This is a genomic window from Thalassobaculum fulvum, assembly GCF_014652915.1.
Lineage (GTDB): Bacteria > Pseudomonadota > Alphaproteobacteria > Thalassobaculales > Thalassobaculaceae > Thalassobaculum_A > Thalassobaculum_A fulvum.
Map to the genome: position 1 here is coordinate 1 of NZ_BMZS01000002.1, position 26,214 is coordinate 26,214.

Genomic DNA, 26,214 nt, shown 5'->3' on the forward strand with positions numbered 1-26,214 from the left:
GCGGCCTGCTCCTCGCCCAGCGACATCAGCAGGATGGCGGCCTTCTCCGGGCCGGTGATGCTGCGGTAGTCCTCGCGAACGCGCATGCCCATGGCGCGGACCCTCGATCGTCGGGTTGGAGTACGGGTGCTTGAACCGTGAATATAGCCGAATCCGGCCGATTCTCACAGGGGTTGCGTCGCGGCCGCCGGGGCGGTGTGCCGGCCGCGGGCACCGCCTCCTGCCGCCGACCCGGCGCCCCTTGTCCGGCCGCCGGTCGCCGGTATGATGCCCGGCGCGTCTGAACGGGGGATCCCATCGTGCGTCGTCTGCTGCTCGGGCTTGCCGCCCTGCTCGCCGCCACGCTTCCGGCCGCCGCCGAGGAGCCGTCCTTCATCAGCCTCGGGGTCGGCTACTACGACCTGTTCGACGACCAGTCGGCTGGCGAGGCGCGCCTGGAATACCGGTTCTCGGAAGCGAACAAGCTGCTGTTCTTCACCCCGTTCGTCGGCGTGACCGCGACCACCGACGGCGGCACCTACGGTTATGGCGGGATCGGGGTCGACGTGTTCTTCGGCCGCCGCTGGGTCGCGACCCCGAACTTCGCGGTCGGTCTCTACGGCAACGGCGACGGCAAGGACCTGGGCCACGCCATCGAGTTCCGGTCCGGGCTCGAGGTCGCCTACCGGTTCGACGACTACTCGCGGCTCGGGCTGTCGTTCACCCACATCTCGAACGCCGGGCTGGACGAGCGCAATCCGGGCGTCGAATCCCTGGTCCTGGTGTACTCGATGCCGTTCGACCGGCTGTTCGGCGACTGATCCACACTGGACGCCGGCGTCCCGACCGCCTACCTCGGCGCGATGCGCCGCCTTCCGTTCGCCACCGTCGCCCTGACCCTCGTGCTGGTCGCCGTGTTCGCCTGGCAGGCCGGGCTCGACGCCTACCACGACATGCAGGCGATCCTCGCGCTCGGCGTCGTGCCGGCCCATCTGTGGGGGTTGAGCACACCGCCGCCGCAGATCGACCTGGTGCCGCCGGCCGCCACCCTGGTCACCGCCCAGCTCCTGCACGGCGGCTTCGGGCACCTGCTCGGCAACGTCGTCGCCCTGCTGTTCGTCGGGCCGCCGCTGGAGGCCCGGGTCGGGGCCTTGCGGCTGGCCGCGATCTTCGCCGTCGCCGGCGCGATCGGCCTCGCCGTCGAGGCCGCGACGACGCCGGGCTCGAGCGTCCCGATCCTCGGGGCCAGCGCCTCGGTCGCCGGCCTGATCGGCGCGGTCGCCCGGCGCGACCCGCACGGCCGGGTCCGCCTCACGGTTCCGCGCCGCGGCTTCCGGCTGCGCCGGCTGGAGGTTCCGATCCTGCCGCTGGTCGCGGTCTGGCTGGTGGTCCAGGTCGCCGGCATCGCGTTCGAGCAGGGCGAGCCGGTCGCCTTCCTGGCGCACGCCGCGGGGTTCGTCGTCGGCGCGCTGCTCGCCGGCAGCGACCGGCGCGGGCCGAACGTGGTGGAGCTGCAGGAACGTCGTCGGGACCGGGACGGCTGAGCGCGCCGCGCCGTCACATGGTGGTCGACGGGGCGGACCGCTCGAGGCGGATCAGCCGGTCGAGGCCGGGCGCCATTTCCGCCAGGATGAAATCGGCGCGCTTCTGCGGGCTGCCGGCGTGGTTCGGGAACTTCTGCTCCCACGAGTTCAGCTTGACGGTCAGGCCGCACAGCACGCCGCCGATGGTCTCGTGGTGGGCGATGATCAGGCGGTGCAGGGCCTGGAAGCTGTCCATCGAGATGTTCTCCCAGAAGGTCTGGGAGTTCCGGTCGAACGACTCGAACCGGCCGGTCACCGAGCTCAGCACCTCGTTCAGCCCGTCGTTGACGAAGGTGCACTTGTCCATGAGCTGCCGGTTCTCGCGCAGCATCGTGGTCTTCACTTCGTCCATCCACTCGGTGAACTGGTCGAACTTCGGCACGATCTCGTCCAGGCAGCGCCGGAAGTACGACAGCGACAGGTAGATGTCGCCGTACTTCTCCAGGAAGTCCGGGATGTCGGCGATGGTGATGCCCATCATCTGGGCGATCTTCTTCATGTTCTTCAACGCGACCTCGCGGTCGATGTTGGTGAACATGTGGATGATCTGGCCGGAGTTCTGGATGTTGTCGTTGGTGGCGCCGAACACGTTCACCACCAGCGGCCGGGTGAACGACTTCATGTACTCGGTCAGCTTCTCCTCCATCGTCCCGGAGAGCTGGAGGTCGCCGGCGGACCGCACGTCGATCTTGAGGTCGCGCAGCGAATTGCGCAGCGAGAAAACGTCGAAGCTGTTGAGGTCGCCCAGCCGGTGCAGGACCTCGAGGTCGGCCTCGACGTCCTCCGGGTCGGCCTGGATGAAGTCGGGCAGCGACTTGATCTGGATCAGCCCGACGCCGGCGTCGCGGAACAGCTCGATCTCGGATTCCAGACGCGAGGTCTTGATCATGCGGGCCCGGCTCAACGCCGCCAGGCGCAACGGCACGATCTTCAGCGGCAGGGTGTGCAGGGAATCACGATCGACCGGATCGAGGTCGTCCTGCTTCTGCTGCTGCGACTCGGCGGTCACGGTCGTCATCTCGGTCCCATTAGCTCCCGTCGCCCCTCTCCGACCACCAGCGTTCTTATCACCCGCCAAGGGTTAACGGAGGATGAATCGACGCACGTCGCACGAGAGGACTTGACCTTCCAGTCACTGGAAGCCCGATATCCGCGGCGAACCATGGAGAGTCCGATGTCCGCAGTCCATGCCGAGCCACTCGCGCGCGCCCACACGACCCCCACCACCTCGATCCGGCTGCCGGTCCAGGGCATGCGTTGCGCCGGCTGCGCCGGCCGGCTGGACCGGGCGCTCGGCGCCGCCGAAGGCGTCGTCGCGGCGAGCGTCAACCTCGCCAGCGAGAGTGCGGAGATCGCCTACGATCCGGCCCGCACCGACCCGGCGGCACTCGCCGGGGTTGTGTCCGCGACCGGGTTCAAGGTGCCGACGACCGACCTCGTCCTCGACGTCGAAGGCATGACCTGCGCCGGCTGCGCCCGCCGTGTGTCGGCCGCCCTCAAGGCCGTCCCGGGCGTGATCGACGCGGATGTGAATCCCGCGACCGACACCGCCAGCCTCAGACTGGCGGCACCGGTCGGGGTCGACGCCCTGGTGGCGGCGGTCGCCGGTGCCGGCTATCGGGCCGCGGTCCGGGGCGGCGCGGCCGAGGCCGAGCCGGAGGACGGCGCCCGTTTCGACCTCGAAGACGCAATCCTGGCCGGCGCGATCGCGCTCACCCTGCCGTTCGTCCTGCAGATGGCGGCGATGGCCCTCGGCCTCGGCTGGCACCTGCCGGCCTGGCTGCAGCTCGCGCTCGCCACGCCGGTCCAGGTGATCGCCGGCGCCCGGTTCTACGCGGGCTCGGTCAAGGCGCTGCGGGCCGGGGCCGCCGACATGGACGTGCTGGTGGCGCTCGGAACGACCGCCGCCTTCGGATACTCGCTGTACGTGATGGCGACCGGTTCCGGCCACCTGTACTTCGAGGCGTCGGCCGCGGTCATCACCCTGGTCGTGCTCGGCAAGCGGCTGGAGGCCCGCGCCAAGCGCGGCACCACCAGGGCGGTCCGCGCCCTGATGGCCTTGCGGCCCGAGACCGCGCGGATCGAGCGCGACGGCGACGCGGTCGAGCGGCCGGTCGCCGAGGTCCGGGTCGGCGACGTGGTGCGCGTGCGGCCGGGCGAGCGGGTGCCGGTCGACGGCACGGTGGTCGAGGGCGACAGCGCGGTCGACGAGTCCCTGGTCACCGGCGAGAGCGTGCCGGTCGATCGGTCGGTCGGCGACCCGGTGATCGCCGGCTCGATCAACGGCACCGGCCACCTGCGGGTCCGGGCCACCGCGATCGGCGCCGACACCACCCTGGCGCGGATCGCCCGGCTGGTCGAGCAGGCGCAGGCCGGCAAGGCGCCGATCCAGCGCCTCGTCGACCGGGTCGCGGCGGTGTTCGTGCCGGCGGTGCTGGTGCTGGCGGCCGTCACCCTCGGCGGCTGGCTCGCCACCGGCGCCACCTTGGAGACAGCGCTGATCGCGGCGGTGTCGGTGCTGGTGATCGCCTGCCCGTGTGCCCTCGGCCTCGCCACCCCGGCGGCTATCGTCGCCGGGACCGGGACGGCGGCGCGGGCCGGCGTGCTGGTCAAGGACGTGGCGGCCCTGGAGCGCTCGCACGCCGTCGACGTGGTGATTTTCGACAAGACCGGCACCCTAACGGCAGGCCGCCCGAAGGTGGTCGCGGTGGAGCCGACCGCGGACGGCTGGGAGGCCGACGCCGTGCTGCGGATCGCCGCCGCCGCCCAGGCCCTCAGCGAGCACCCGATCGCCGCCGCCATGGTCGAGGCGGCGCGCGATCGCGGCCTGGTCCTGCCGGCCGCCGCCGACTTCGCGAGCCGGACCGGTGCCGGGCTGACCGCCACGGTGGACGGCGCCCGCGTGGTCGTCGGCAACGCCGCGCTGATGGCGGCCGAGGGCATCGCCGACGGCGCCGGGGATCGGGTCGCGACGCTGGAGGCAGCGGGCCGCACCACGGTGCGGGTCGCGGTCGACGGCCGGACCGTCGGGCTGGTCGCGGTCGCCGACACGGTGCGGCCGGGGGCGGCCGAGGCGGTCGCCCGCCTGCGCCGCCGCGGTATCGAGACCCTGCTGCTGTCGGGCGATGCCCGGACGGTGGCCGAGGCGGTCGGCCGAGAGGTCGGCGTCGACCGGGTGCTGGCCCCGGTCCGCCCCGAGGACAAGGCCGCCGAGGTGGAGCGGCTGCGGGCCGCCGGCAAGGTCGTCGCCATGGTCGGCGACGGCATCAACGACGCGCCGGCGCTGGCGGCCGCCGACCTGGGCATCGCCATGGGCTCCGGCACCGACGTGGCGCTGGCGACCGCCGGGGTCGCCCTGCTGCACGCCGACCCGCGGCTGGTGCCGGCCGCCCTGGCGGTCGCGACCCGGACCCGGGCGAAGATTCGCCAGAACCTGTTCTGGGCGTTCGTCTACAATGTCGTCGGCCTGCCGCTGGCCGCGTTCGGCCTGCTGTCGCCGGCGATCGCCGGGGCCGCGATGGCGCTGAGCTCGGTGTGCGTCGTGACCAACGCCCTCACCCTTACCCGCTGGAAGCCCGATGCCTGATACCCTTCACGACGCCGGGGCGGTGACCGTCGGCGAGGCCGCCGATGCGGTCGGCCTGCCGGCCAAGACCCTGCGGTACTATGAGGAGATCGGGCTGGTGGTGCCGGACCGCCGCGGCAACGGCTACCGTGCCTACCGGCCGGGCGAGGTGCACCGGCTCCGCTTCCTGAAACGGGCCCGCTCGCTCGGGTTCTCGATCGACGACTGCCGGGTCCTGCTGTCGCTGTACGGCGATCCGGGGCGGACGAGCAGCGAGGTCAAGGCGATCGCCCAGCAGCACCGCGAGGCGATCGAGCACAAGGTCGCCGAGCTGCTCAGCCTGCGCGACGAACTCGACCGGCTGATCGACGCCTGCCACGGCGATCACCGGCCGGACTGCCCGATCCTCGACAATCTGGCCGGCGGCCGGTGAGGCTTGAAACGCGCATTCATTAGTTTGCGTTGCCTCATGAATTGAAGAACACTGGGCGTCGGAAACGCTCAGTCATGAACGAACTATCACCAAAACCGGGGGAGACCGCGCCCGCAGGCGAAAAGGGCGCACCGGGGATCGTGCGCCACCGGCGGCGGACGACCGCGTTCTGGGTGCGCCTGTCGCTGTTCCTGCTGGTGCTGGGCCTGATGGCGGCGGTGGGAACGTACTGGGGCCATTCCGCCATCCGCTACGTCCACGAGACCGACGCCCGGATCAAGGCCGACCTGATCGCGGTGGCGAGCGAGGTGTCCGGGCGGGTGGTCGAGCGCCCGGTCGACGACGGCGACCGGGTCGCCCGGGGACAGGTCCTGCTGCGTCTCGATTCCCGCGAGGCCGCGCTGCGGCTGGAGGAAGCCGACGCCGCGCAATCGACCTTGCTGGCCGGGATCGGCCGGCTGGACGCCGAGGTCGCGATGATCCGCGAGCGGGCCGAGAGTCGCATCGCCCGCGCCCGGGCCGGCCTGGAGGAGATGACCGCCGGCCGCGAGCTGTACGAGCACGAGCTCAACTTCGCCAAGGCCGACTACGAGCGCGCCCGCTCGCTGGCCGCGTCCGGCGCGATCTCCTCGGCCCGGCTCGACCGCGCCCACACCGACTACCTGCGGGCCCGCCAGGAGCTGTCGCGCGCCGAGGCCGAGATCGCCAGCGCCCGGGCCGGCCTCGACGAGGCCCGGTCGGAGCTGGCCGAGGTGTCGGTGAAGCAGGCCGAACGGGCCCGGCTGGAGGCCGAGCTGGCCGAGGTCGCCGCGCGGCGCGAGCGGCTGCGGGTCGAGCTCGAGCAGCACACCATCGTCAGCCCGATCGACGGCGTGATCGGCCGCACCTTTGCATCGCCCGGCGAGCGCGTCGAGGAAGGCCAGCGCCTGATGTCGATGCACGACCCGGCGGCGATCTGGGTCGAGGCCAACGTGCGCGAGACCGAGGTCGGCCGCATCACCGCCGGCCAGTCCGTTGCGATCACCGTCGACGCCTACCCGGGCGAACGGTTCGTCGGCACGGTCGCGCGCGTCGGGCAGGCCGCGAACAGCCAGTACGCGCTGCTGCCGCGGCTCAACGAGTCCGGTACCTTCACCAAGGTCACCCAGCGTCTCGAGGTCCGGATCGCGGTCGAGCAGCACGAGGGACGGCTGCGGCCGGGCATGATGGTCGAGGTGTCGATCGACGCGCCGAACGACCGCCTGTGGCCGTTCTGAGAGCGTGAGCACCGTCGCCGACGCCCTGCCCGGCCCGCGACCGGTCCCGCCGCCGGCGATCAGCAAGCTCGGCGTCACCATCACCACGATGATCGCCATGATCTCGATGATCATGTCCTCGACCATGGTGAACGTGGCGATCCCCGACATCATGGGGGCGTTCGGCATCGGCCAGGACCAGGCGCACTGGATGGCGACCGGGTTCCTGTCGGCGATGACGGTGTCGATGCTGCTGAACGCCTGGCTGGTCGGCCGGTTCGGGCCGCGGGCGTCGTTCCTGGGCGCGGTCGCGATCTTCATGATCGCGGGGGTGATCGGCCAGACCGCCCCGACCTATGGCGGGCTGGTGCTGGCCCGGGTCGCCCAGGGGGTGTGCGCCGGCATCATCCAGCCGCTGGCCATGAGCACGGTGTTCCTCGCCTACCCGCCGGAAGAGCGCGGCCGGGCGATGGGCTGGTTCGGCATGGGCATCGTGCTCGGCCCGACCATCGGCCCGACGCTGGGCGGCATCATCGTCGATACCGTCGCCTGGCGCTGGGTGTTCACGGCACCGGTGCCGATCATGGCGGTGTCCGCGGCTCTCGCCCTGGTCTACCTGCCGGGCCGCGACCCGTCGGCCCGGCGCCCCGGCTTGAACATCGTCAGCTTCGTGCTGATCACGCTGGCCATCGGGCTGTTCCTGAACGGCATCACCGAAGGCCAGCGCAACGGCTGGGACGCGCACCGCAGCTTCCTGATGCTGTTCGGCTCGGCGCTGTGCTTCGCGTGCTTCCTGTACCGGGAGTCCAGCCACCCGGCGCCGCTGATCCAGCTCCGGCTGTTCTCGGTCTGGCAGTACACCGCCTCGGCGATCGTCGCCTTCGTGTTCGGTGCCGGCATGTTCGGCACGCTGTTCCTGATCCCGGTGATGGTCCAGACCGTGCAGGGCTTCACCGCCACCAAGGCCGGGCTGATGCTGCTGCCCGGCGGCATGGTCGCCATGGCGGTGTTCCCGATCGCCGGCCGGCTGTCGCAGGCGGTCGCCCCGATCTGGCCGATTTCGATCGGGCTGATCGTGTTCGCGCTCTCCTGCGTGTGGCTGCGCGACGCCGGGATCGCCACCGGGTTCTGGACCCTGGCCTTCCTGGTGGCGTTCGGACGGATCGGGCTCGGCCTGGTGATCCCGTCGCTGAACCTGGGCGCGATGTCGTCGGTGCCGCGCGACCTGGTGCCGTCGGCCGCCGGCACCCTGAACTTCATCCGGATGACCGGCGCCGCCATCGGGGTGAACGCGCTGGCCATCATCATCGACGGCCGGATCGCGTCGCACCTGCAGGCGCTGAGCGCGACCCAGACCCCCGGCAACGTGCCGCTGTCGGAACTGCTGGCGATGCTGTCGGACCGGCTGGCCCGGATCGGCGTGCCGGCGAGCGACCGCCACGGCGCCGCCATGACCTATGTCGGGCAACTGCTCGACATGAAAGCGCACGAGCTGGCGTTCCACGACGGCTTCGCGGTGCTGGCCGCCGCCTTCACGGTCGGCCTGGTGACGACCGTGCTGCTGATGCGGCGGCGCGGCGGCCGGCCCTGAGGCTCGGACGCCGCGCTGAGCGCCTTACCCGGGCTGGCCGCAATAGGCCTCGATCCGGTAGCCGTCCGGGTCGACCACGAAGGCCGCGTAGTAGTTGGCGCCGTAGTCCGCCCGCAGCCCCGGGGCCCCGTTGTCGCGCCCGCCGGCGGCCAGCGCCGCGGCGTGGAACGCGTCGACCGCCGCCCGGTCGTCGGCGGCGAAGCAGAAGTGCAGGCCGGACGCGTCGTCCGCCGGCACCGGCCGCTCGCTCCTGGAGATCCAGAACCCGACCCCGCCCCGGCCGTAGCCGAGCGAGTCGGCGCCGTCGCTGAGCCGGTCGTAGCCGAGCGGCGCGAAGGCGGCGTCGTAGAACCGCCGCGTGGCGGCGATGTCGCGAACCCCGATGGAGACGTGGTCGAGCATGGCTTCCTCCCTGGCGGCGGCTCGTTCCGGAGCCGTCCGCAAATGACTAACTTTCATGATGGTTACATCATCAAATCCCGCGATCCTTGTCAACCGGTATGACGGTTAGTATTGTCGGCGGATGAGTCTCCCACCGCCGCTTGCGCCGCCGGGAATCGTGGTCCCGGCCCCGCGCGATGATCTCTGCCTCGACTTCGCGAACACCCGCTACTGGCGCGGCAGCGACCCCGCCACCGAGACCCTGAACGCCCCGGCCGACCTGATCGACTGGGCGGCGTCGGCGGGTGCCGACCCGATGCTGACCGCGGCCCTGCGACGGCGCTGGGAGGAGGATCCGGAGGGTGCCGTCCGGGCGTTCGAGCGCACGGTCCGGGAGCGCGAGGCGATCTACGGCGTGTTCGCCGCGCTGGCGGCCGGCGGCGGCCCGGCGGAAGACGATCTGGAAGCCCTGAACGTCGCCCTGGCCCGGGCCCCGGCACGCGGCCGGCTGGCCGCCCGCGACGGACGCTTCGCCTGGCAAATCGCCGCGCCGCTGGCGCTCGAGACCATCCTGGCGCCGATCTTCTGGTCGGCCGGCGACCTGCTGACCGGGACCCGGCTCGGCCGCGTCCGGCAATGCGCGAATCCGCAGTGCCGCTGGCTGTTCCTGGACGACAGCAAGAGCGCCAACCGGCGCTGGTGCGCGATGAGCCAGTGCGGCAACCGCGCCAAGGCGCACCGCCACTACATGCGGCGCAAGCAGCAGGCCGAGGACCGGAACGAGCAGACGGCGACCGATCCGCTATGACGTGTCGCGAAGCGCCGCCGACAGCAGGCCGAACGCCGATCCGACGGATCGAAGATCGACCGTGACGGTCTGCCGGTCCCGGACCGGCTGGCGCAGTGCCCCCCGGTTGGGCGGCGACACGACCAGGACCGCCGCGTCATGCAGCCGCCGGACGGCCGTGCGGGAAAGCCCCAATCGGCTCGCCAGCAGGCGATCCAGGCGTATCCGGCATGGCTGCGGAACGGCGATCGACACCACCAGGGTTCGCGGCTCGCCGTCGCCCTGGCCCAGAAGCCGCGCTTCCACCGCCGCCTCGCCGCGTTCCTCGACCCGGTCCGAGTAGCGCCGGAGCCGGGCCACGTCGAACGCATGACGCTCGACCAGCCTGCCGCAGTTCTCCGACAGCGCGCGGAGTTCGGCCGGCTCGACCGCCGTCACCGGGGTACGCTCCAGGATCGGACAGTTCCAGGTCTGGTCGCACCGGGCACACCGGTAGATCAGCCAGGCGTCGATGCGCTTGCCGCACGCATTGACGCGGAACCTTCCGCTGCAGACGAACGGGGTCCTTGCATCGCAACGACTGCAGTTCTGCCAGATCCGGGGGGGTTCCATAGATTTCACGGTCCATCGTACGTGGACGACATCTTGCATACCGATGACAGCCTTCTCGTCGAGAAGCGCTGCGCAGCCGTATGCTGGGAACAGGCCCGGACGGGTCCGGGCGGATGGTCAGGCAGTGTCTGGGGCGCCCGGTGGGCGGATCACGAGTTCCGCAGGAGCAGGGCGGCGGGTAGCCGACGCGCGCCCGGGGCTGGGGGGGGGAATCGTGACCCACTTGCCTTCCCGATCCCAGCCGACCGCTACGCGCACAAACATCCCCGGCGGGCGCAGGATCGGAGACCTGCCCCGGCCGAGGAACGGCATCGAACTGAGATCGGTCAACGCGTTGGCAAGACGACCCTCGTCAGCGGCGGAACCTTCAGGCCGTTCCGTCAATAGCGGCGCACTTCATCCGGAGCAAGCGCTCGAAGCCTCCAACCGGCTGCGCGCCCGACGGTCATATGGCGGTCATGACGGGCTCGCTGCCGGGGCTCGGCATGCGATGGATAGGATCGAGCCCGGAAGCGGGCTCCGGCTGTTAGACCCTACGCCGGAACCGGCAGCGGCCCCGGCTCCTTGATCTCCTTCAGCACGAAGCTGGTGTGCATCGCCTTGATGCCGGGCAGCCGGCGGATCACGGTCATGGCGAAGTCGGCGTAGGTGTCGAGGTCGGGCGCCACCACCTGCAGCAGGAAGTCGGCCTCGCCGGAGACGCTGTAGCAGGCGATCACCTCCGGCAGCCGGGCGACCTGCTCCTCGAAGCGCACGGCGTCGGCGTCGGAATGGCTGTCGATCTGCACGCTGATGAAAGCGAGCACGCCGAGTCCGAGCTTGCGGCGGTCGAGCTCGGCCCGGTAGCCCTTGATGACCCCCGCCGACTCGAGCTGCCGGACCCGCCGCCAGCACGGCGAGGTCGACATGGCGACGCGCTCGGCCAGTTCGACGTTGGTCAGGCGGCCGTCTGCCTGCAGGGCTTCGAGGATGCGGCGGTCGGCGGCGTCGGTCATTGCGGCAGGATCTTCCCTGTAATCGATCAAACTGATGACATTCTACCTCCTGAAACCCGATTCCGGGAGAGTTCGAAACGACATTCCCGGCCGCGCGGGACATCGTGACCGCCCCGACAGATGGAGCAGACGATGTCCGCACTCGCCGAAGTTCCCGCCACGCAGCCCGCCCCCGACATCAGGGTCGCCGTCATCGTCGACCCGACGCTGGCGCTCGGCCAGATCACCAACACCGTCGCCGTGGTCGGGGTCGGCATCGGTGCCGCCGACGCCTCGCTCGGGGCGGTGCCGCTGACCGACAGCCGGGGCCGCACGGTCGCCAGCAGCTCGAACCGGCCGATCCCGATCCTGCAGGCCGACGGCCCGGCGATGGCCGCCCTGCTGGCCCGTGCCCTGCCGGCCCCGGAAGGTGCCACGGTGGTGGCATTCCTGCGCTACGGCCGCAGCCTGCACGTGTTCGAGGAGTACCGCCGGCAGTTCCCGGACCGCGACCTGCTGGCCGAGCCGGTCGACGGCATCGGCCTGGCCGGGCCGGCGCGCTGGGTGCGGTCGCTGACCGGCTCGCTCAAGCTGCTGCGGTAGGGCGCGTCAGCTACCGCCGGCGCGGACCGCCTCGATATAGGCCGCCAGCCCGGCCCGGATGTCGTAGCGCGGGGTGTAGCCGAACGCGGCGTGTGCCCGCGCGACGTTCAGTGCACCCTTGCGGACGGCAGGCACCGACGCCCCCGGCAGGCTGTGCTCGAACTCGCCGTCGCCGGCCGAGATGTCGGCCCCCGGCACCAGCTCGCGGATGATCCCGACGATCTCCGCCAGGGTCGGCGCCTTCCCGCTGCCGAGGTTGTAGGCGTCGTGGGGGTGGTTCGCGCAGTCGAGGGCGCCGAGCACGCCGGCAACCAGGTCGTCGATGTAGGTGTGGTCGACCTTCATCGCCGCACCCCAGGGCAGGTGGAACGGCCGGCCGGCGACCGCGGCGTCGACGAAGGTCTTGGGCACCCGCGGCCGCGGCAGGCCGGGGCCGTACACCCAGCAGGTCCGCAGGTGGACGACCTCCAGCCCGTACAGGGTCGCGAAGGTGCGTCCCAGGTGCTCGACCGCCAGCTTGGAGATGCCATAGGCCAGCACCGGGTTCTGCGGGTGGGTCTCGTCGATGCACTCGGCCTGGAACGCGCCGTAGGTCTCCTCCGAGCTGATGTGCACGACCCGGCGCACCCCGAACAGCCGGGCCGCCTCGAACAGGGTGAGCGAGCCGCCGACGTTGACGTCGAAGGTGCGGTGCGGCGACAGCACCGAGGCCGGCACCCCGACGATCGCCGCGCAGTGCACGATCGTGTCCGGCGGGTCGCGGCGCATCAGCTCGGCCAGCGCCGCCCACTCGGTGATCTCGCAGACATACGCCGTGACCCCGGCATGAGCCTCGGCCAGCCGGGCCAGCGCCGGCCCGACCGCCACGTCGATCCCGGTCACCCGGTCGCCGCGCGCCGCCAGCGCCGCCGTCACCGCCGCACCGATGAACCCGGCCGCCCCGGTCACCAGGACATGCGCCATGGGTTTGTCTCCCCCGCTTGTCGCCCGGTCCGAAGGCGACCGAGGCTCACGGGGCATTATGCGGATGCGATCGGGGCCCCACGCAACCGTCCGGCGCGGCACTACGGAGGTGCCGAGAGGCGGAGGGCGGCCGAAAGGGTGCCGCCTCAGTCGAGCCCGCTCTACGTGTCTGGATGTCGCCGCTTGTGGAGGTAGGCGAAGAGCCGGCCGAGCTGTCGCATCTGATCGTACGCACCAATCTCCTCGGCAACACCGTACGCGTCCGCAGCGAGATCCAGCGCCGCCACCGGCTTCCAGCAGCGAGCGTAGCCCAAGGCGAGCTTTCGCATGGCCCTGACCTGGAAACCGGACGGCGGACCGAGCTGCAGCAGCTCCAGGCCCTTCTCCATCTTCTCCAGACCGCGTTTCGGCTGCCCCGCCCTGAGCATGGCATAGCCGAATTCACTCAGGGCCTCGCCATAGGCGGGTCCGCCCTGCTCCCGGCGAGCGTCGGCGACTGCTCTAAAGTCGTTCAGGGCAGCGTCCGTCCGCCCCAACTGAAGCAAGATGCTGCCCCGGATGGCGAACTGGTTCCCCGCCGCGTCAGGCGCCTCGCCGACCGCCAGCTCGATGTGCTCCAAGGCCAAGCCGAGGAGCCGGTCCGCATGCCCTGCCAGCTTCGCGATCGAGTAGTACTCGCTTGCCAGCGAGCCATGGGGGAGGCCTGACCGTTGTGCACCCGTTACGATTGAGCTCATGCGAAGATCCGTCAATGATCCGAGAGCGGCAAGGCAGCTCATTGGAAAATGGCTGTGGAGCCCGTACCAGGCCCCGTTGCTGATCCAGGTCCGGAATGCGCGATCCCACAGAGGTACCGCATCCCGGCAGGTCGGGTCATCGAACGGGGCCCCCATGAGCGCCCGGATCGCGAACCAGACCAATGTGAGCCGGAGTTGGTGGGCCGGCTCGGCGCTCGCCCGGTCCAGGAGTGCTTCCACCTTACCGAGATCCGGCCGGCCCACCGCCGGATCGGACAATGTCTCGAGAAACCGGAGCGGCGGCGGAGAGGAGATCGGATCATAGGGGCGATGCCGAAGCGAGACCTGGGTGTCGACCAACCGCTCGAGGCGGGGCGGCACCAGGAGACGACGCAACCAGCGCGGCCGCTGATAGTGCTCTGCCAACCGATCCAGACGCCTCAGGATCTCGTCCTCGGAACGAGGCGTCAGATCCATGTTCGGGAACGACGGCTCGAGCACCTTCAGAAGGCCGGCCAGCCGGCCCTCCGGCTCATAGCCATCGAGGAGAAAGATGAAGGAGGGCTTGCCGAGAAGGGCGGCTTCGAAGAGCTCCGCTTCGAAGAACGAGGTCGGTACCTCGCCGGCACCCTCCACGCTGATCCGCGAGCCGTGCCGAGAGGTCATGACCGCAACGAAGCACTCGGCCTGGCGGACTCCCTCGAGGCAAAGCGCCGTCTTCTCGAGGTCCCCCAAGGGTGAGTCGGCCTGAAACGCCGCGAAGTCCTCGGCCATCCAGATCAACTGGCGGGCCTCCGTACTCAATTTGCTCTTGCCGATCGTCGCTTGAATCCTGTCGCGGAGACGCAGCCGAATCCCGGTCGGATCGGTGAAGCAGGATGACAGGAAGATCGGTCTGCTCGCTGTCATGTCGCCAGTCGAGGCATATCCGACAACCCTCGAGCAAAGACGGCCTCGCTCTTGTATTTTCCCTCTAAGGGTTGTGTCGGACAAGAGCAGTGCTGTCGGCACCCGCTTCTCGGGGATCCGCGCAGATCGGCGGCTCTGCAACCAGGCACGCACAACCAATCGCCGGCGAGAGCGACTCCCCGTCGAACGACGCGCCACCGACTTCGGCAATGGAGAGCTGGCGTCCCCGGCAGGATTCGAACCTGCGACCCCCAGATTAGGAATCTGGTGCTCTATCCTGCTGAGCTACGAGGACGTCGCTGCCTGTTTAGCGCAATCCGGCCGGTTTCGCCACCGTCCGCCGCCTCGCCCGGCGCCTCCCCCACGACCCATCCGCCTCACGCCAGCAGCGCCTTGTTGGCGGCCAGCCAGGCCCGCTCCTCGGGGCTGAGCGGCGGCACGTGGTAGCGGCGGCGCAGCTCGTCGAGCGGCAGGTCGACCACGGTCCACAGATCCCAGCCGTCCAGCAGGTCGACGCTGGTCGCCATGCCGCGGGCGACGGCGCGGAAGAACGCGTCCGGGCGCAGCTCGTCGGTCAGGCACGGCCCCGGCATCACCTGGATGCCGGCCTGGAACTGCAGCAGGGTCAGCAGCAGCAGGTCCATGCACAGCACCTCGGTGTTGCCGCCGCTGAACGCGGCGTTCAGCATCTCGCCCTGCAGGCTGGTCTCGTACTCGCTGATGACGTGGTAGGCCTCGTGCTTCGACCAGCCCTCGGGGAAGCTCTTCGGCTCGCCCGGGATCGGGAAGCCGCGGTCCTTGTAGAACCGCCAGATCCCGTAGCCGAAGGAATCGTGCGGCCGCCCGCCCAGGCCCTCGTAGCGCGCCAGCAGGCTGCGGTCGGTCAGGAAGCCGTACAGCCCGGGGATCGCCGGCATGCCGATCCGCAGCATGTCGAGCCAGTCGCGCAGCCGGGCCTTGCCGGTCGGCGACCAGTAGTGCGCCACCGACCGCATCATCAGCCCGAAGGCCAGGCGCCGGTACTGCCCCTTCACCGCCTGCCGCAGGATCGCCAGCCCCTGGTCCTCGACGCCGAGCCGCTCGGCCGCGTCCTCGACGACCCGGACCTTGGCCGGCATCACCCGCTTGTCGATCACCGGCAGCATGGCGAGGATCCGCACGGTCTGGCACCGCATGACCGGGTCGTCGAGCACCGTCGCCAGGTCGGCCGGCAGCGCCCGGCCGGCCGGCTCGATCGGCGGGTCGCGGTGCAGCAGGTGGCGCTGGATCGCCGCGATGCTGTCGCGCTCGACCGGCAGCAGCTCGATGCCGCCCTCGGCGGTGGCGACGGCGTGCATGGCCTGCACGATCGCCGCGGTCTGCCGGTCGTCGGGGTGAATGATCCGCATGCCGCCGTCCCCCAATCAGCCCGCTCAGGCCAGCAGTGCCTTCGCGGTCGCCAGCGTCGCGGTCTCCTCGGCCGACAGCGCCGGCAGGCCGTAGCGCGCGCGCAGTGCCCCGAGATCCTGGTCGGCGACGTCCCACAGGGTCCAGCCGTCCAGCAGGTCGACCCGCATCGCCGCCCCGCGCGCCATGGCCCGGAAGAACTCGTCCGGCTTCAACTGCCCCGAGGCGGTCGGCCCCGGCACGAAGGTCTTGCCGGCGTGCAGCTGCACCAGGGCCGGCAGCACCAGGTCCAGGCACAGCTCCTCGGTGTTGCCGGCGATGAACGCCGCCAGCAGCAGCTCGCCCTGCAGGGTGATGCCGTAGCTGCTGATCACGTGATAGACCTCGTGGCGCGCCCAGCCCTCGGGAATGCTCTTGGGCTCGCCCGGCACCGGGAACCCGTTGCGGGCGTAGTAGCGATGCACTTCGTGACCGAGCGTACCGTCCGGCAGCGCCGCCAGCGCCCGGTAGCGGGCCAGCACCGCGTCGAGCCCGAGATACGACCGCAGCCCCGGGAACCAGGGCATCGCCGTCCACAGCATGCTGACCCAGTCCTGCAGCCGGGCCTTGCCGGTCGGCGACCAGTAATGGGCGACGATCCGCTTCATCAGCCCGAGGCCGTTGCGCCTGTACTGGCCGCGGGCGACCCGGCCCAGCACCAGCAGGCCGAACTCGTCGACGCCGAGCCGCCGGGCCGCCTCCTCGACCACCGCCACCTTCTCGGGCAGCACCGCTCCGTCGACCGTCGCCAGGATGGCGAGCTGGCGCACCGTCTGGCGGCGCAGGACCGGGCCGGGCAAGCGCTCGGCCAGGTCGTCCGGCAGCGGTCCGCCGGCCCCCTCGCCGACCCCGCGGATCGGCGGATCCTGCATCAGCATGTGGCGCTGCAGGGCCTCGACGCACTCGACCTCGATGGGCGCGGGCTGCATCCGGCCGCCGGCCGACACCACCGCCCAGGCGGCGGCGACGACCGCCGCCCGCTGGTCCGGCGTCAGGTCCAGCAGCTTCATGCCGTCCCGCCCAGCCTGCGCAGCGCCGCCTCGGCGTCGGCCCGGATCGCCCGGTCGAGCAGCGGGTCGCCGAGCCGCCTGGTGAGGATCCGGCCGTACACCGCCTGCTGGGCGCACGGGCTGCGCGGCGACGGCAGGAAGAAGTGCGCGAAGTCGTCGCCGCGCTCGAGCACGAACTGCATCAGCGAATGGTCGTCCTCGTCGCCGGGCGCGCCCTTGCTGGTGACCAGCCGCACCGAAACGTCGTCCGGCACGGCGATCCCGAGTTCGCGCAGCGCCGGCTTCGGCTCGCTCAGCAACCGACGCTTGAACGCGGCATCGTCCCACACGATGGCGGTCGAGATCGCGGCGCCGTCGTCCTGTGTCTGTACCGCCATCGCTCTACGCCGCCGCCGGCTCTAGCGGACCGGCATCGAGCGGGCCGGGCGCGAACGGGCCGGGCGTGGCGTCGGCCGGCGTGGAGTGGCCGGACCCGGTCAGCAGCCCGTTGTAGCCGCCGACCTTCCGGCGCTCGGGCTCGGAAATCGGCGGCAGGTTGTAGCGGGCCCGCAGCTCGGCCATGTCGACCTCCGCCACCGCCCAGAAATCCCAGCCGTGCACCAGGTCGACCTGGACCCGGGCGCCGCGCGCCATCGCCCGGAAATAGTCCTCGGGGTCGAGCAGGCCCTCGGAGATCACGCCGCCGACGATCTGCCGGCCGGCCTGATACGACAGCAGGCCGAACAGGATCTGGTCCATGCAGGTCTCCTCCTGGGTGCCGCCGACGAAGGCGGTCAGGAGCAGTTCGGCCTCCAGCGCCACCCCGTACTCGGACAGCACGTGGTAGACCTCGTGCATGATCCACGGGACGCTCTTCGGGGCACCCGGCAGGGCGATCTCGTGATCGGCGTAGAATCGGTACAGGGTGTGCCCGAAGCTGCCTTCCGGCAGCGTCGCCAGGCCCTGGTAGCGGGCCAGCATCTCGCGGTTCTTGCGGGCGGTCCCGGCGCCGTGCAGCTGCGGCAGCATCCACCACACGAACCGCAGCCAGTCGCGCAGCCCGGCCTTGCCCGACGGCGACCACCAGTCGACAAAGGTCTTCATCAAGGTCAGCGCGATCCGCTTGTTCTGGCCGCGGGCGGCGCGGCGCAGGATGCCGAGGCCGCGGTCCTCGATGCCGAGTTGGCGGGCCGCCTCCTCGACAACCGCGACCTTCTCCGGGCGCACCCGGCGGTCGATCACCGCCAGCATCATCATGAGTCGGACGGTCATCCGCCGGATGTCGGGGGCATCCAGCACCGCCGCCAGGCTGGCCGGCAGCGGACCGGCGGTCCCGGCCGCCGGGCTCTCCTGACCCAGCAGGTGGCGCTGGATGGCATCGATGCTGCGAACCTCGACCGATATCGGGGCGATCCGTCCCTCGGCCGACGCCACCGCGTACAGGGCCTGGACGACCGCCGCCAGCTGGGCCGGGCTCGGGTGGACGAGCTTCATGATCCGTGCCGATCCGAGTCTGCCATCGGACGCTTCCTGCGGTCCGCAAAGGGCGCGTTTGCAGCCCTGCGACGGTAGCATTCGGCCGCCGAACCCGTCGAGGTTGAATTTCCCGGCGGAATCGACAGGCGTGCCCGGGATCAGGCGGCGAACGCCCGCAGCTCGACCGCGTCGCCCTCGGCCAGCACCAGCCCTCCGTTCGGCACCTCCTCCCAGGGCTCGGCGCCGTCCGCCTCCAGCGGCTCCGACACGATGATCGTGTGATCGCCGGAGCGCGCCCAGTACAGGCTCGGCGGCTGATCGTCGCTGGCGTAGCGCACCGCCGCGATCCGCCGCCCGTCGGTCAGGGCGGCGGTCAGCCGCAGCGGCTCGCTGGCGCCGGCCGCCGCCATCGCGTCCAGCACCCGGCGCGTGGTCCGGGCCAGAGCCTCGCCGATCCCGGCGCCCTCGCCCAGCCCGTCGGCGAACAGCAGCAGGAAGAACAGCTCGCTGTCGGTCGTGCCCTCGCGCAGACCGTAGCGGGAATCCTCGATGTCCAGCTCGAGCCGCCGGCGCACCCGGTCGTAGTTGCCGATCTTGCCGTTGTGCATGAACAGCCAGCGGCCGACCACGAACGGGTGGCAGTTGGCGCGGGTGGTGGCGGTGCCGGTCGAGGCCCGGACATGCGCGAAGAACAGCGGCGACCGGATCTGGTGGCACAGCGAGCGCAGGTTGCGGTCGTTCCAGGCCGGCAGGGTCTCGCGGTAGACGCCCGGTACGTCGCGGTCGCCGTACCAGCCGAGGCCGAAGCCGTCGCCGTTGGTGGGAACCGTGCCGCGCTGGGCACTCAGCGACTGGCGGACCAGCGAGTTCGCCGGCTCCGTCACCAGGGTCTCGAGATAGCGGGGGGCACCGAGGTAGGCGAGCCAGCGGCACATGCGGTCCTCACTGACGGTCGACGGCGGGGTGCCATGATACCAGAACCCGCCGTTCCGCAGCGCGCCGTCATGCGGCTTCGGGCAGCGCCCCCGGCAAGGCCCGGAACCCGACCAGGCGCTCCGACTCCTCGTCCCAGAGCGCGAGCCGGAGGCAGCGCAGACTGCCCCGCAGGGTCAGCCGGCTGACATCCTTCATCTCCGGATGGTCGCGCAGGCACTCCGCCAGGCGGTAGTTCGGGATCCGGCTCGACAGATGGTGGATGTGGTGGATGCCGATGTCCGCGGTCAGCCAGCGCAGCGGCTGCGGCAGGTCGTAGTAGGAGCTGCCGTGCACCGCGGCCTCGTGGAAGTCCCACGCGGCGTCGGACCGCCAGTACGTCGTCTCGAACTGGTGCTGCACGTAGAACAGCCAGACCCCGGCAGCCGCCGACAGCAGGACGATCGGGACATGGACCATCGCCACCTCGGCGAACCCGATCCACAGCCCCATGCCGACCGCCAGGGCCGCGATCGCGCCGTTGGTGGCGAGCACGCCGGGGATCATGTCGCGGTGCCGGCTCAGCAGGTCCAGCGGCAGGCGATACTTCAGCACGAAGACGTAGAGCGGGCCGACCACCAGCAGCACCGCCGGATGGCGATAGATCCGGTAGGCCAGCCGCCGCCATTTCGGCAGCGCGAGGTACTCGCGCACCGTCAGCACGGACACGTCGCCGATGCCCCGCTTCTCGAGGTTGCCGGAGGTGGCGTGGTGGATGTTGTGGGCGGTGCGCCAGTACCCGTGCGGGGTCAGCGTCAGCACCCCGATGGCGCTCCCCAGCAGGTCGTTGAGGCGCGCCGACCGGAAGAACGACCGGTGGCCGCAATCGTGCTGGATCATGAACAGTCGCATCAGGAACGCCGCGGCGACCGGCGCCAGCAGGAGCGTCGCCCAATAGGCCTGCCCGACCGTGAGGCTCATCGCCGCCCACAGCGCCGCGAACGGCACCACCGTCGTCAGCAGCTGCACGACGCTGCGGCGCAGGCTCGGCTCGCCGTAGGCGGCAGCGATCCGCCGCCAGCGCAGGGCGCGGTCGCGGGTCGTCTCGACCCCGCCCGTCGCGGGCACGGTCTCGACGCATGAACGGTGGTTGGTAATCGAGAGATCCCCGTCGTCGGAAACAACCGGCCCCCTTGGTGCCACCGGATCGCGGCAACACCGAGGCAGCCCGCTGCCATACCCCGGCACTTGGGGTTTGCCAAGTGCCGGAGTATGGCGGATCATTTCCACAACGGCCCACCGATCGGGGTCTTAGCGTGATCGGGCCGTCCCGCGTCGACGACGCTCCCGGCGTCCTGGACACCGCAGACCCCCGGACAGCCCATGGACCAGGACGACGACGGTCGCCGTCGGCACCGTGGCGGCCCGCCCATACAGATGGACGGGAGAAGCGCCATGTTGGTTTCCGACATCCTCAAGTCCAAAGGCAACAGCGTGGTCTCGGCGCCGCCGTCGATGCCGGTCGCCGATGCCGCGCGCCTTCTGGCCGACAAGCGCATCGGGTCGATCCTGATCCTCGACGGCGGGAAGGTCGCCGGGATCCTGTCCGAGCGCGACATCGTCCGCACGCTCGCCAGCGAGGGACCGTCCTGCCTGAACGGCCCGGTATCGCGGCTGATGACCGCCAAGGTCGTCACCTGCTCGCCGTCGCAGACCATCGCGGACGTCATGGAGATGATGACGACCGGCCGGTTCCGGCACGTTCCGGTGCTCGACGACGGCGAGGTCGCCGGCATGATCTCGATCGGCGACGTGGTCAAGTGGCGGCTGGAGGAGGCGCAGGAAGAGGTCCGGCAGATGCAGGCCTACGTCGCCGGCGGGTAGCGGCCGGGGACTGGGGCCCATAGCAACGGGTGGGTTCCGGATCGACCGCAGGGCGGCCGTCCGGAATGACGAAAATGAGGGGTGCCGGGCCCCTGCCTTCTTCTTCGTCATTCCGGCCGAAGCGACATCGTCGCGCAGAGCCGGAACCCACCGGCCGCTCCGCCCTTCGTGAAGGAGCCGTCCCTCAGAGCGCTCGCACGGCGTCGCGCATGCGCACCAGGGCCTCGTCGAGCAGCGAGCGCGGGCAGGCGATGTTGATGCGCTCGAAGCCGGCGCCCTCGGGGCCGAAGATGTAGCCCTCGTCGTAGTAGATCTTCGCCTTGTTCAGCATCAGGTCCTCGAGCGCGTCCTGGTCGAGGCCGAGGCTGCGGCAGTCGAACCACAGCAGGTAGGTGCCCTCGGGCTGGATCACCTTGAACTCCGGCAGCTCGTCCGAGAAGAACTCGGTCATCCGCCGGGCGTTGCCGGCGACGTACTGCATCACCGCGTCCAGCCACGGCTCGCCCTCACGGTACGCGGCCTCGGTGGCGACGATGCCGAACGGGCTCATCCCCGGCAGGCTCTGGACCGCCATCGCCTTCTGGAAGCGCTCGCGGATGTCCTTGTTCGGGATGACGATGTTGGAGGTGTGCAGGCCGGCCAGGTTGAAGGTCTTGGACGGCGCGGTGCACACGATGGTGTTGTCGGCGGCGACCTCGCCCAGGGTGGCGAACGGCGTGAACTTCACCCCCGGGTGCATCAGGTCGCCGTGGATCTCGTCGGCCACCACCAGCACGCCGTGGCGGGCGCATATCTCGGCCACCGCCTTCAGATCCTCGGGGCTCCAGACCTTGCCGACCGGGTTGTGCGGCGAGCACATGATGAACAGCTTGGCCTTCGGGTCGGCGGCCTTGCGCTCCAGATCCTCCAGGTCCATGCGGTAGGTGCCGTTCTCGTACACCAGCCCGTTCGACACGATCTCGGCGCCGTTGTTGTTGGTCACCCGGAAGAACGGGTAGTAGACCGGCCGCTGGACGATGACCTTGTCGCCCGGCTGGGTGAAGCCGCGCACCACCACGTTCAGGGTCGGCACCACGCCCGGGGCGGTGACGATCCAGTCCGGCTCGACGTTCCAGCCCTGGCGCCGGGCGAACCAACCGGCGACCGCCTCCAGGTAGCTTTCGGTCTTGTTGGAATAGCCGAAGATGCCGTGCTCGACCCGCTCGTGCAGCGCCCTGATCACCGGCTCCGGGCAGCGGAAGTCCATGTCGGCGACCCACATCGCCAGGGTCCGGTCGGCGCCGTGGCGGCGGCTCGGCTTGTCCCAGTGCTGCGGGGTGCCGCCGTGGTTGTGGTACTCCCACTTGACCGAGTTGGTGCCTTCCCGATCGATCTCGGTGTCGAAGTCGAAGTCCATGGTGCGCTGCCTGTGGGTTGGTATTCCTGGAGGGACGGAATCTGTACCGCGCCCCAGCGGGTCGGCCAAGACCTAGCGACCGGCGGTCGCACACACCCACAGCACGGTGTCGATCCACCAGCCTTCCAGCCGGTCCTCGCTCAGCCCCCAGCGGCGCTTGGTGTCGCGCCAGCGCTCGACATAGGCGCAGCGATAGCCCCAGGCCGGCGGCAGCCAGGACAGCGGGTCGCCGTCCGCCTTCGAGCGGTTGGCCGAGCGGTCGACCGCGATCAGCGTGTCGGGATGCGACAGGTCGTTGGCGTAGGCGGTCCGACGCGCCCGGTCCCAGCGGTCGGCGCCGGAGCGGTGCGCTTCGCCGAGCGGCACCCGGTGGTCGACGTCGAGGTCGCGCGGGTCGGTGAAGGTCCGGTCGGTGTACGGGTCGTACCAGCGCCCGGCCACCACCTCGCAGCCGTCGGCCGACAGCCTCGGCGGCGCCAGGCTCTCCTGGATCAGCACCTCGGTGCGGGTGTCCCGGCAGTCGCCGTCGGCGTCGATCCAGTGCGGCCAGTCGGCCCGGTCGAACGGCCGGGCCACCGGGTACAGCCACTCCGACTGCCGCAGCTCGCCGACGCCGGCGACCGCGATCGCGACCAGCGCGACGATCCGCACGATCCAGCCGGCGCGGCCGCGCAGCAGGGCGGCCCGCGCCCAGTTCGCTCGGCGCCGGCTCGACTGCCCGGAACGCCCCCGGCGCGCCATCAGTTGAACGCCGGCGGCGGGTACAGGATCAGCAGCCCGGTGATGGTCAGCATCGCCAGCCCGGTCGACACCAGGATCGCCGCCGATGCGGCGGTCACCTGGACCCCGTAGTGCTGGGCGAACACGTACACGTTGGCTCCGACCGGGCAGGCCGCGAACAGCACCGCCGAGTGCACCCAGATCGGATCGACCGGCACCAGCAGCGTCAGGGTCAGGAACACCAGCGCCGGGTGCACCGCGAGCTTGAGGATCACCATCGCCGAAGCGCTGCCGACGCTGCCGCGCACCCGCCGGTAGGCGAGCGTGGCGCCGAGCGCGAACAGCGCCGCCGGCGGCCCGGCCTGGCCGAGGAAGCCGAAGGTCTTGGACACCAGCGACGGCACCGGCAGCCCGGCGATCCCCCACAGGATGCCGATCAGCGTCGCCATGATGATCGGGTTGCGCAGGATCGCGAGGCCCGACGTCTTCGCCGCCGCCAGCCCTGAGGCGGCCCCCTCGCCGTCGCGCGCCCGCGCCACCTCCAGCATGGTGGTGATCGCGCTGAACGCCACCACGTCGAGGGTGAACAGCATCAGCGCCGGCACCGCCCCCTGCTCGCCGTGCAGGCCGATCAGCAGAGGCAGGGCGATCAGCACGCCGTTCGAGAACGACGAGCCGAAGCCCTGCATGACCATGGCCGCGAACGCCTGCCGGAACAGCAGCCCGCCGATGATGGCGCCGGTCAGGAACACGATCAGCTCGGCCCAGAAATAGCCGAGCAGGAATCGGCCCTGGCCGAGCGAGGTGACGTCGGTCGACGCCATCAGCCGGAACAGCATCGGCGGCATGGCGAAGGTGAACACGAACCGGTTCAGCCCGCGCACCGCGTCCTCCGCCAGCATGCGCGTCCGCCCGGCCAGGAAGCCGGCGAAGATCACGGCGAACAGGGGAACGACGGCGTCGAGGATCGTGGCCAAGCGCGGCCTCCGGATGGGAGGCCGACTTCTAGCGGGCGAAGGCGCGGGGCGTCAACGCGGGGGCGTCCTTCCTCCCCGCCATTCCGATTGCGCCCCGCGCGGTTTCGCTGTAATCGCGCCGCCACTTGCGGCCGTGGCGGGCCTTCGATGGCGGACCTTGGATGATCGGGGTTTTCGACTCGGGACATGGCGGGCTGACCGTGCTGGCGGCCCTCACCCGGCGCTTTCCCGGGCTCCGCTTCAGCTATCTCGGCGACCACGGCAACGCCCCGTACGGCGCGCATTCCGGGCCGGCGGTGCTGGACCTGACCCGGGCCGGGATCGAGCGGCTGTTCCAGGAAGGCTGCCGGCTGGTGATCGTCGCCTGCAACTCGGCCACCGCGATCGCGCTGCGCGGCATCCAGCAGGACTGGCTGCCCCGGCACTATCCCGAGCGCCGCGCCCTCGGGGTGATCGTGCCGGTGGTCGAGGCCCTCACCGGGGTGCCGTGGGCCCATGACAGCTCCTGGGCCGTACATCCGCGGCCGGCCGCGACGGTCGGCGTGTTCGGCACCGTGCACACGGTGCGCAGCCTGGTCTACCCGATCGAGATCGCCAAGCGGGCCCCGGCGATCACCGTCGTGCAGCAGGAGTGCCCGGGGCTGGCCGGCGCCATCGAGGACGGCGCCCCCGAGGCCGAGCTGGCGGCGCTGGTCGCGGACTACGTCGACGCGCTGCTGGCGCAGGTCGACGGTGCGCCGATCGACCACGTGGTGCTGGGCTGCACCCACTACCCGCTGGTCGGCCCGCTGTTCGCCCGCTTCCTGCCGCCCGGCGTCGAGGTGATGTCGCAGCCGGTCCTGGTTACAGCGGCGACCCGGAGCTACCTGCTGCGCCGCCCGGAATACGCCGGCGGCGGCCGGCGGCCGGCCGGCGAGCCGCAGTGCCGGTTCCTCACCACCGGCGACCCGGAGCAGGTCAGCCGGATCGCCCGCCGGTTCCTCGGCCGCGGCATCGCCTTCGAGGCGGCCTGACGGTCTCAGCCGGGCCCTTCCTGCAGCCGCGTGATCTCCACCAGCGTCGACGGCATGGCGCTGCTCCGCAGGAGCGCCGCCAGCGCCGGTCCCGGCCGCACCGGCCGGTCGGCCACCGACGCGGCGGCCGCGGTCGCCAGCGCCGCCATCTCGACCGCCGGCTCGGCCGCCGGCTCGGTGGGGGCCGTCAGGTCCGGGCCGCCGGTCCAGTCGCCGACCCAGTCGATGGTCCGCACGCCGTTCACGTCGGCCCACAGCTCCACCAGGTCGTCGATCCAGCCGTGCAGGTACCAGAAGTGCGGGTTGAGATGGCTCGAATAGGTGTCGCCGAGGTAGTCGTGGTCGAGCCCGTCCCAGATCGGGTCCCCGCTCGCCGGGTCGCCGAGATCGAGCGGCGGCCGGTATCCCTTCGGCTCGGCGGCCCAGCGCATGTGCATGGCGTTGTGGATGGTGAACTCGGCCAGGTTGCCGAGCGCGCCGAGCGACAGCCGCCGCAGGTTGGCCGGGTCGGTCAGGAACCGCTCGCGCACCCGCATGGTCCGCTCGTAGTAGGCGTCGGCCTTGATGAATTGCAGGAACCGGGTGGTCGCCGCGTTGTCCTGCGGCGATGCGGCGGGATCGGCGTAGGCCCAGGCCGGCGGCACCGGGAAGTCGGAGTCGCCGGGCTCCGGGATCGACGGCCAGCGGGTGATCGGCGGCTCGCCGGCGGCGGCCAGAGCCCGGTCGGTCATCGCGATCATCTGCCGGTGCATGTACAGGAAGTCCTCGCCGGCGCGGTTGTCGAACTGAAGGCTTCCGTTCGCGTCCATCGGCTCCCGGCCACCGGGCAGAGCCCACCCAAGCTCCCGCAGCAGCTGCCGTCCCTGCTCCGGAAACCGCGGGTTGCCCCAGACCGCGCGGACGTAGTGCCAGAGCTCGTGCCGCAGCCGCATCGACTTCGATGCCTGCATGCGCCGCACGGATTCCGGAAACACTCTCGGTGCCATGCTTCCCTCCTCGATGAAGCCACGGGGGCCGGTCACCGCGATCGTACGGCGGCCGGCCCGAAGACGATTCAGAAGGATTGTCGT

General features: G+C 71.0%; 26 protein-coding genes and 1 tRNA gene. 10 read left to right on the top strand and 17 right to left on the bottom strand.

What is annotated here, in order from left to right; translation table 11 throughout:
- Window positions 1–299: 299 nt before the first annotated feature.
- Together IE246_RS03055 and IE246_RS03060 are read left to right on the top strand one after the other, a co-directional pair.
- Window positions 300–800, top strand: a complete 501-nt coding sequence (locus IE246_RS03055; RefSeq protein ID WP_189987475.1) for an acyloxyacyl hydrolase — start codon at window positions 300–302, stop codon at window positions 798–800.
- Between the two features lie 42 nt (window positions 801–842).
- The gene (locus tag IE246_RS03060) at window positions 843–1,523 is read left to right on the top strand and encodes a rhomboid family intramembrane serine protease (RefSeq protein ID WP_189987476.1); all 681 of its coding nucleotides are present in this window, start codon (window positions 843–845) and stop codon (window positions 1,521–1,523) included.
- A 13-nt stretch (window positions 1,524–1,536) separates the two neighbouring features.
- Here IE246_RS03060 and IE246_RS03065 read toward each other — a convergent pair whose 3' ends face one another.
- Window positions 1,537–2,580 (bottom strand): hypothetical protein, encoded by a 1,044-nt coding sequence (locus IE246_RS03065; protein WP_189987477.1) that lies wholly within the window; start codon window positions 2,578–2,580, stop codon window positions 1,537–1,539.
- Window positions 2,581–2,736: 156 nt separating this feature from the next.
- Between IE246_RS03065 and IE246_RS03070 the strand changes: the two genes are divergently transcribed.
- From IE246_RS03070 to IE246_RS03085, 4 genes are all read left to right on the top strand, one after another.
- Window positions 2,737–5,148: a heavy metal translocating P-type ATPase gene (locus IE246_RS03070; RefSeq protein WP_229836302.1), complete on the top strand. Its 2,412-nt coding sequence runs from the start codon at window positions 2,737–2,739 to the stop codon at window positions 5,146–5,148.
- Window positions 5,141–5,560 carry a MerR family DNA-binding protein gene (locus tag IE246_RS03075; RefSeq protein WP_444545899.1) on the top strand — a complete coding sequence of 140 codons (420 nt, stop codon included), beginning with the start codon at window positions 5,141–5,143 and terminating at the stop codon, window positions 5,558–5,560. The genes IE246_RS03070 and IE246_RS03075 overlap by 8 nt, the downstream gene beginning before the upstream one ends.
- Window positions 5,561–5,700: 140 nt before the next feature.
- Window positions 5,701–6,816, top strand: coding sequence for an HlyD family secretion protein (locus tag IE246_RS03080; protein ID WP_189987478.1), 1,116 nt, complete (start codon window positions 5,701–5,703; stop codon window positions 6,814–6,816).
- Between the two features lie 4 nt (window positions 6,817–6,820).
- On the top strand, window positions 6,821–8,386 hold the full coding sequence (locus IE246_RS03085) for a DHA2 family efflux MFS transporter permease subunit (protein ID WP_189987479.1): 1,566 nt from the start codon (window positions 6,821–6,823) through the stop codon (window positions 8,384–8,386).
- Between the two features lie 24 nt (window positions 8,387–8,410).
- Here the strand turns inward: IE246_RS03085 and IE246_RS03090 are convergent, their stop codons facing one another.
- Window positions 8,411–8,788, bottom strand: coding sequence for a VOC family protein (locus IE246_RS03090; RefSeq protein WP_189987480.1), 378 nt, complete (start codon window positions 8,786–8,788; stop codon window positions 8,411–8,413).
- Window positions 8,789–8,909: 121 nt separating this feature from the next.
- On the opposite strand from IE246_RS03090, the gene IE246_RS03095 reads away from it, so the two are divergent.
- Window positions 8,910–9,575 carry a CGNR zinc finger domain-containing protein gene (locus tag IE246_RS03095; protein WP_189987481.1) on the top strand — a complete coding sequence of 222 codons (666 nt, stop codon included), beginning with the start codon at window positions 8,910–8,912 and terminating at the stop codon, window positions 9,573–9,575.
- Here IE246_RS03095 and IE246_RS03100 read toward each other — a convergent pair.
- On the bottom strand, window positions 9,570–10,166 hold the full coding sequence (locus IE246_RS03100) for a DUF1062 domain-containing protein (protein WP_189987482.1): 597 nt from the start codon (window positions 10,164–10,166) through the stop codon (window positions 9,570–9,572). The genes IE246_RS03095 and IE246_RS03100 overlap by 6 nt on opposite strands.
- Window positions 10,167–10,699: 533 nt before the next feature.
- Window positions 10,700–11,161, bottom strand: coding sequence for an Lrp/AsnC family transcriptional regulator (locus tag IE246_RS03105; protein WP_189987483.1), 462 nt, complete (start codon window positions 11,159–11,161; stop codon window positions 10,700–10,702).
- Between the two features lie 132 nt (window positions 11,162–11,293).
- Between IE246_RS03105 and IE246_RS03110 the strand changes: the two genes are divergently transcribed.
- A complete protein-coding gene (locus IE246_RS03110; RefSeq protein WP_189987484.1) occupies window positions 11,294–11,743 on the top strand; it encodes a DUF2000 family protein in 450 nt (149 codons plus the stop codon).
- 6 nt (window positions 11,744–11,749) lie between these two features.
- Here the strand turns inward: IE246_RS03110 and IE246_RS03115 are convergent, their stop codons facing one another.
- The 9 genes from IE246_RS03115 to IE246_RS03155 form a co-directional block, all read right to left on the bottom strand.
- Window positions 11,750–12,706, bottom strand: coding sequence for an NAD-dependent epimerase/dehydratase family protein (locus IE246_RS03115; RefSeq protein ID WP_189987485.1), 957 nt, complete (start codon window positions 12,704–12,706; stop codon window positions 11,750–11,752).
- A 161-nt stretch (window positions 12,707–12,867) separates the two neighbouring features.
- Window positions 12,868–14,352, bottom strand: a complete 1,485-nt coding sequence (locus tag IE246_RS03120; protein ID WP_189987486.1) for a DUF4062 domain-containing protein — start codon at window positions 14,350–14,352, stop codon at window positions 12,868–12,870.
- A 218-nt stretch (window positions 14,353–14,570) separates the two neighbouring features.
- A tRNA-Arg gene (locus tag IE246_RS03125) sits at window positions 14,571–14,647 on the bottom strand.
- Between the two features lie 82 nt (window positions 14,648–14,729).
- Entirely contained in the window at window positions 14,730–15,740 is a 1,011-nt protein-coding gene (locus tag IE246_RS03130) for a hypothetical protein (protein WP_189987487.1), read from the bottom strand.
- Window positions 15,741–15,764: 24 nt separating this feature from the next.
- Entirely contained in the window at window positions 15,765–16,787 is a 1,023-nt protein-coding gene (locus IE246_RS03135) for a hypothetical protein (protein ID WP_189987488.1), read from the bottom strand.
- Window positions 16,784–17,164 carry a hypothetical protein gene (locus IE246_RS03140; RefSeq protein WP_189987489.1) on the bottom strand — a complete coding sequence of 127 codons (381 nt, stop codon included), beginning with the start codon at window positions 17,162–17,164 and terminating at the stop codon, window positions 16,784–16,786. Before IE246_RS03140 ends, IE246_RS03135 begins: the two co-directional genes overlap by 4 nt.
- Before the next feature lie 4 nt (window positions 17,165–17,168).
- The gene (locus IE246_RS03145) at window positions 17,169–18,260 is read right to left on the bottom strand and encodes a hypothetical protein (protein WP_189987490.1); all 1,092 of its coding nucleotides are present in this window, start codon (window positions 18,258–18,260) and stop codon (window positions 17,169–17,171) included.
- A gap of 140 nt (window positions 18,261–18,400) precedes the next feature.
- A complete protein-coding gene (locus tag IE246_RS03150) occupies window positions 18,401–19,177 on the bottom strand; it encodes a class II glutamine amidotransferase (protein ID WP_189987491.1) in 777 nt (258 codons plus the stop codon).
- Window positions 19,178–19,244: 67 nt separating this feature from the next.
- A complete protein-coding gene (locus IE246_RS03155) occupies window positions 19,245–20,282 on the bottom strand; it encodes a fatty acid desaturase (protein WP_229836304.1) in 1,038 nt (345 codons plus the stop codon).
- A gap of 327 nt (window positions 20,283–20,609) precedes the next feature.
- Here IE246_RS03155 and IE246_RS03160 point away from each other — a divergent pair, with 327 nt between their 5' ends.
- Window positions 20,610–21,038 (top strand): CBS domain-containing protein, encoded by a 429-nt coding sequence (locus IE246_RS03160; RefSeq protein ID WP_189987493.1) that lies wholly within the window; start codon window positions 20,610–20,612, stop codon window positions 21,036–21,038.
- A 184-nt stretch (window positions 21,039–21,222) separates the two neighbouring features.
- Here IE246_RS03160 and IE246_RS03165 read toward each other — a convergent pair whose 3' ends face one another.
- The 3 genes from IE246_RS03165 to IE246_RS03175 form a co-directional block, all read right to left on the bottom strand.
- A complete protein-coding gene (locus IE246_RS03165) occupies window positions 21,223–22,434 on the bottom strand; it encodes a MalY/PatB family protein (RefSeq protein WP_189987494.1) in 1,212 nt (403 codons plus the stop codon).
- Between the two features lie 72 nt (window positions 22,435–22,506).
- Window positions 22,507–23,175 (bottom strand): GmrSD restriction endonuclease domain-containing protein, encoded by a 669-nt coding sequence (locus IE246_RS03170; protein WP_189987495.1) that lies wholly within the window; start codon window positions 23,173–23,175, stop codon window positions 22,507–22,509.
- Entirely contained in the window at window positions 23,175–24,131 is a 957-nt protein-coding gene (locus IE246_RS03175; RefSeq protein WP_189987496.1) for an AEC family transporter, read from the bottom strand. The genes IE246_RS03170 and IE246_RS03175 overlap by 1 nt, the downstream gene beginning before the upstream one ends.
- 161 nt (window positions 24,132–24,292) lie before the next feature.
- Between IE246_RS03175 and IE246_RS03180 the strand changes: the two genes are divergently transcribed.
- Entirely contained in the window at window positions 24,293–25,144 is an 852-nt protein-coding gene (locus IE246_RS03180; protein ID WP_189987497.1) for a glutamate racemase, read from the top strand.
- Window positions 25,145–25,149: 5 nt separating this feature from the next.
- Here the strand turns inward: IE246_RS03180 and IE246_RS03185 are convergent, their stop codons facing one another.
- On the bottom strand, window positions 25,150–26,130 hold the full coding sequence (locus IE246_RS03185) for a Tat pathway signal protein (protein ID WP_189987498.1): 981 nt from the start codon (window positions 26,128–26,130) through the stop codon (window positions 25,150–25,152).
- Window positions 26,131–26,214 lie beyond the last annotated feature (84 nt).

Excerpts from the sequence above, each read along its gene's own strand:
- IE246_RS03070 (WP_229836302.1), top strand. The coding sequence starts at position 2,737 with ATGTCCGCAGTCCATGCCGAGCCACTCGCGCGCGCCCACACGACCCCC.
- IE246_RS03135 (WP_189987488.1), bottom strand. The coding sequence starts at position 16,787 with ATGAAGCTGCTGGACCTGACGCCGGACCAGCGGGCGGCGGTCGTCGCC.
- IE246_RS03100 (WP_189987482.1), bottom strand. The coding sequence starts at position 10,166 with ATGGAACCCCCCCGGATCTGGCAGAACTGCAGTCGTTGCGATGCAAGG.
- IE246_RS03140 (WP_189987489.1), bottom strand. The coding sequence starts at position 17,164 with ATGGCGGTACAGACACAGGACGACGGCGCCGCGATCTCGACCGCCATC.
- IE246_RS03150 (WP_189987491.1), bottom strand. The coding sequence starts at position 19,177 with ATGTGCCGCTGGCTCGCCTACCTCGGTGCCCCCCGCTATCTCGAGACC.
- IE246_RS03130 (WP_189987487.1), bottom strand. The coding sequence starts at position 15,740 with ATGCGGATCATTCACCCCGACGACCGGCAGACCGCGGCGATCGTGCAG.
- IE246_RS03105 (WP_189987483.1), bottom strand. The coding sequence starts at position 11,161 with ATGACCGACGCCGCCGACCGCCGCATCCTCGAAGCCCTGCAGGCAGAC.
- IE246_RS03145 (WP_189987490.1), bottom strand. The coding sequence starts at position 18,260 with ATGAAGCTCGTCCACCCGAGCCCGGCCCAGCTGGCGGCGGTCGTCCAG.
- IE246_RS03090 (WP_189987480.1), bottom strand. The coding sequence starts at position 8,788 with ATGCTCGACCACGTCTCCATCGGGGTTCGCGACATCGCCGCCACGCGG.
- IE246_RS03180 (WP_189987497.1), top strand. The coding sequence starts at position 24,293 with ATGATCGGGGTTTTCGACTCGGGACATGGCGGGCTGACCGTGCTGGCG.
- IE246_RS03110 (WP_189987484.1), top strand. The coding sequence starts at position 11,294 with ATGTCCGCACTCGCCGAAGTTCCCGCCACGCAGCCCGCCCCCGACATC.
- IE246_RS03120 (WP_189987486.1), bottom strand. The coding sequence starts at position 14,352 with ATGACAGCGAGCAGACCGATCTTCCTGTCATCCTGCTTCACCGATCCG.
- IE246_RS03170 (WP_189987495.1), bottom strand. The coding sequence starts at position 23,175 with ATGGCGCGCCGGGGGCGTTCCGGGCAGTCGAGCCGGCGCCGAGCGAAC.
- IE246_RS03075 (WP_444545899.1), top strand. The coding sequence starts at position 5,141 with ATGCCTGATACCCTTCACGACGCCGGGGCGGTGACCGTCGGCGAGGCC.
- IE246_RS03165 (WP_189987494.1), bottom strand. The coding sequence starts at position 22,434 with ATGGACTTCGACTTCGACACCGAGATCGATCGGGAAGGCACCAACTCG.
- IE246_RS03160 (WP_189987493.1), top strand. The coding sequence starts at position 20,610 with ATGTTGGTTTCCGACATCCTCAAGTCCAAAGGCAACAGCGTGGTCTCG.
- IE246_RS03095 (WP_189987481.1), top strand. The coding sequence starts at position 8,910 with ATGAGTCTCCCACCGCCGCTTGCGCCGCCGGGAATCGTGGTCCCGGCC.
- IE246_RS03060 (WP_189987476.1), top strand. The coding sequence starts at position 843 with ATGCGCCGCCTTCCGTTCGCCACCGTCGCCCTGACCCTCGTGCTGGTC.
- IE246_RS03065 (WP_189987477.1), bottom strand. The coding sequence starts at position 2,580 with ATGACGACCGTGACCGCCGAGTCGCAGCAGCAGAAGCAGGACGACCTC.
- IE246_RS03185 (WP_189987498.1), bottom strand. The coding sequence starts at position 26,130 with ATGGCACCGAGAGTGTTTCCGGAATCCGTGCGGCGCATGCAGGCATCG.
- IE246_RS03115 (WP_189987485.1), bottom strand. The coding sequence starts at position 12,706 with ATGGCGCATGTCCTGGTGACCGGGGCGGCCGGGTTCATCGGTGCGGCG.